This is a genomic window from Streptomyces sp. (assembly GCF_031178505.1).
Lineage (GTDB): Bacteria > Actinomycetota > Actinomycetes > Streptomycetales > Streptomycetaceae > Streptomyces > Streptomyces gulbargensis.
This window is the reverse complement of record NZ_JAPSIW010000851.1, coordinates 1-2,800: the sequence shown is the minus strand read 5'-3', so window position 1 is coordinate 2,800 and position 2,800 is coordinate 1. Positions and strand designations below refer to the sequence as shown.

The 2,800-nt window shown below is 74.5% G+C and carries 3 protein-coding genes; 2 read left to right on the top strand and 1 reads right to left on the bottom strand.

Annotated elements, in window-relative coordinates:
* Positions 1-379: 379 nt before the first annotated feature.
* Both RIF68_RS33425 and RIF68_RS33420 read left to right on the top strand, forming a co-directional pair.
* Positions 380-829 (top strand): GNAT family N-acetyltransferase, encoded by a 450-nt coding sequence (locus tag RIF68_RS33425; protein WP_309055224.1) that lies wholly within the window; start codon positions 380-382, stop codon positions 827-829.
* Positions 826-2,076, top strand: coding sequence for an MFS transporter (locus RIF68_RS33420; protein ID WP_309055223.1), 1,251 nt, complete (start codon positions 826-828; stop codon positions 2,074-2,076). Before RIF68_RS33425 ends, RIF68_RS33420 begins: the two co-directional genes overlap by 4 nt.
* Positions 2,077-2,099: 23 nt before the next feature.
* Here RIF68_RS33420 and RIF68_RS33415 read toward each other — a convergent pair.
* Positions 2,100-2,800 (bottom strand): AMP-binding protein (locus tag RIF68_RS33415; protein WP_309055221.1); only part of this gene is annotated, 701 nt, incomplete at its 5' end.

Here is a 2,800-nt window from a genome sequence, read left to right as displayed (position 1 = left end):
GCCGGGGCCTGACCGTACGGCCGCCTCCGGGGCAGGACGCCGACCGGGGCCTGACGGTGCGGCTGCCTCCGGTTCACGCCCGGGGCTCCGCCCTCCGGCCCGCCTCGGCGTGACGGCCCCGGGCGGGCCTGCCCGTGCGGCTGCCTCGGCCGCCCACCGTGGACCCGTACGGCTGCCTCCGGTTCACGCCCGGGGCTCCGCCCTCCGGCCCGCCTCCACCTGTCGGCCCCGGCCGGGGCCTGACCGCACGACCACCTCCCGCTCACCCGGCGCTCCGCCCCCGCCCCGCCCCGCCTCGCCCGCACGGCGGCTCCCGCCCACCTGCGGGCGGAGCTAAAACGTAAGGATCGAGTAGGCTTCACGCCCCTATACTCACCTCATGCCCGACATCACCCTCCGGCGTGCCACCGCCGACGACTCCAAGCGGCTCACGCGGCTCGTCCGCGGTTCGGGCGCCTATCGGGGCGACTACGCCGCCATGGTCGACGGCTACCAGGTCGGTGCGGCGTACATCGAGCACCACCCGGTCTTCGTCGCCGTCGACGGTTCCGACGGCCGCGTCCTCGGTTTCTACGCGCTGCTCGTCGACGAGGCGGAACTCGATCTCGCCTTCGTCGCCGACAGCGCCCAGGGCCTCGGCATCGGCCGCCTGCTGATGGCGCACATGGCCGAGCAGGCGCGGGCCGCCGGGCTCACGTCCGTGAAGGTGGTGGCCCACCCGCCGGCCGAGGAGTTCTACCTCCGCACCGGCGCCCGCCGCACCGGGACCGTCCGGGCGAGCGGGCGGATCCACTGGGACCGGCCCGAGCTGCGGTACGACGTCGCATGACCGCCACCCGAGAGGAGGGCCGGCGCAGGGTCTTCGCCGACCTCACCCCGCTGCGGACCTCCGCCCACTATCGCCGGCTGTGGTTCGGCAGCACCGTCTCCTGGGTCGGCCAGGGCATGACGACCCTCGCGATCTCCCTCCAGGTGTACGACCTCACCGGCTCGACGTTCTCCGTCGGGCTCGTCGGCCTGTTCTCGCTCGTGCCCCTGGTCGCCTTCGGCCTCTACGGCGGCGCGATCGCCGACACCGTCGACCGCCGCAAACTGGGCCTCGCCAGCGCCTCCGGCTCCGCCGTGCTCTCGGCCGCCCTCGCCGCCGCCGCGTTCGCCGGCTTCCACCACGTGTGGTTCCTGTACGGCATCGTCGCCCTGCAGGCCGTGTGCGCCGCGCTCAACTCGCCCGCGCGCACCGCGATGATCCCCCGCCTCCTGCCCCCCGAGCAGCTGCGCGCCGCCAACGCCCTCAACTCGATGATCACGACGTTCGGCACGCTCGTCGGGCCGAGCCTCGGTGGTCTCATCGTCGGCCTCGCCGGCTACCAGACCGCCTATCTGGTCGACGCCCTCGCCTTCTCCGCGAGCCTGTACGCGATGTGGCGGCTGCCGTCGATGCTCCCGGACCGCACCGGCACACGGCGGGCCTCCGTCCTCGACGGTCTGCGCTTCCTCGCCACCCGGCCCAACCTGCGCATGACGTTCCTCTCGGACTTCTGCGCCATGATCCTCGCCCACCCCCGCGCCCTGTTCCCGGCCGTCGCGGTCCTCTGGTACGGCGGCGACGCCCGCACCACCGGGCTCCTCGTCGCCGCGCCCGCCTTCGGGGCGCTGCTCGGCGGCGTGCTCTCCGGCTGGCAGAGCCGAATACGCCACCACGGGCAGGCGATCCTCCTCGCCGTCGCGGGCTGGGGCACCGCCATCGCCGTCTTCGGGCTGACCCGCGAACTGTGGCTGGGACTGCTCCTGCTGGCTCTCGCCGGGTACGCCGACACCGCCTCGATGGTCTTTCGCAGCACGATGATGCAGGTGGCCGCGCCGGACGAGATGCGCGGCCGGCTCCAGGGCGTCTTCATCGTGGTCGTCGTGGGCGGGCCCCGGCTCGGGGACTTCCTCGCGGGGTCGGTGGCCGACCTCACCTCCCCGGCCGTCGCGATCACGGGCGGAGGGATCGCCTGCGTCCTCGCGATCGGTGCCCTCGCCGCGTACGGGCGTGGCTTCCGCCGCTACGACGCGCACGACCCCACGCCCTGACTCCCCGCCGCCCCGCCGGGCGGTCAGACGGTCGGCAACCGCTTCTTGAGGATCTTGCCCAGGTCGTTGCGGGGCAGCGCGTCCAGGTACCGGACGGTCCGGGGCCGCTTGTGCGGGGCGAGCAGCCGGGCCACGTGGTCCGCGAGCGCCGCCGCGGCCGGCGGCGCCGCGGCGTCCGCCGGAACCACCCAGGCCACGATCCGCTCGCCGAGGTCGGGGTCCGGCTCGCCCGTGACGGCCGCCTCGCGCACGCCCGGGTGGTCGAGGAGCGCGTTCTCTATCTCCCCCGCCCCGATCTTGTAGCCGCCGCTCTTGATGAGGTCGGTCGCCTTGCGGCCCACCAGGCGAATCGTTCCGTCCGCTTCGCGGACCGCCATGTCCCCGGTGCGGAACCAGTCACCGTCGAAGGCCGCGGCGGTCGCCTCCGGCCGGTTCAGGTACCCGGAGAACAGGTTCGGGCCGCGCACCTGCACCTCACCGACCGTCTCCCCGTCGTACGCCCCGAGAACCGTGCCGTCCTCCTCCACGAGCCGCAGCTCCACGCCCGGGAGCGGCGTCCCGACGGTCCCGGGGCGCGGCTCCGGCCCCGGGCGCACGCTCGTGTTCATGAGCGTCTCCGACATCCCGTACCGCTCCACCACCGCCCGCCCCGTCGCCGCCGCGATCCGCTCGTGGTCGTGGACCGGGAGAGCCGCCGACCCGGAGACCAGCAGCCGCGCGTCCG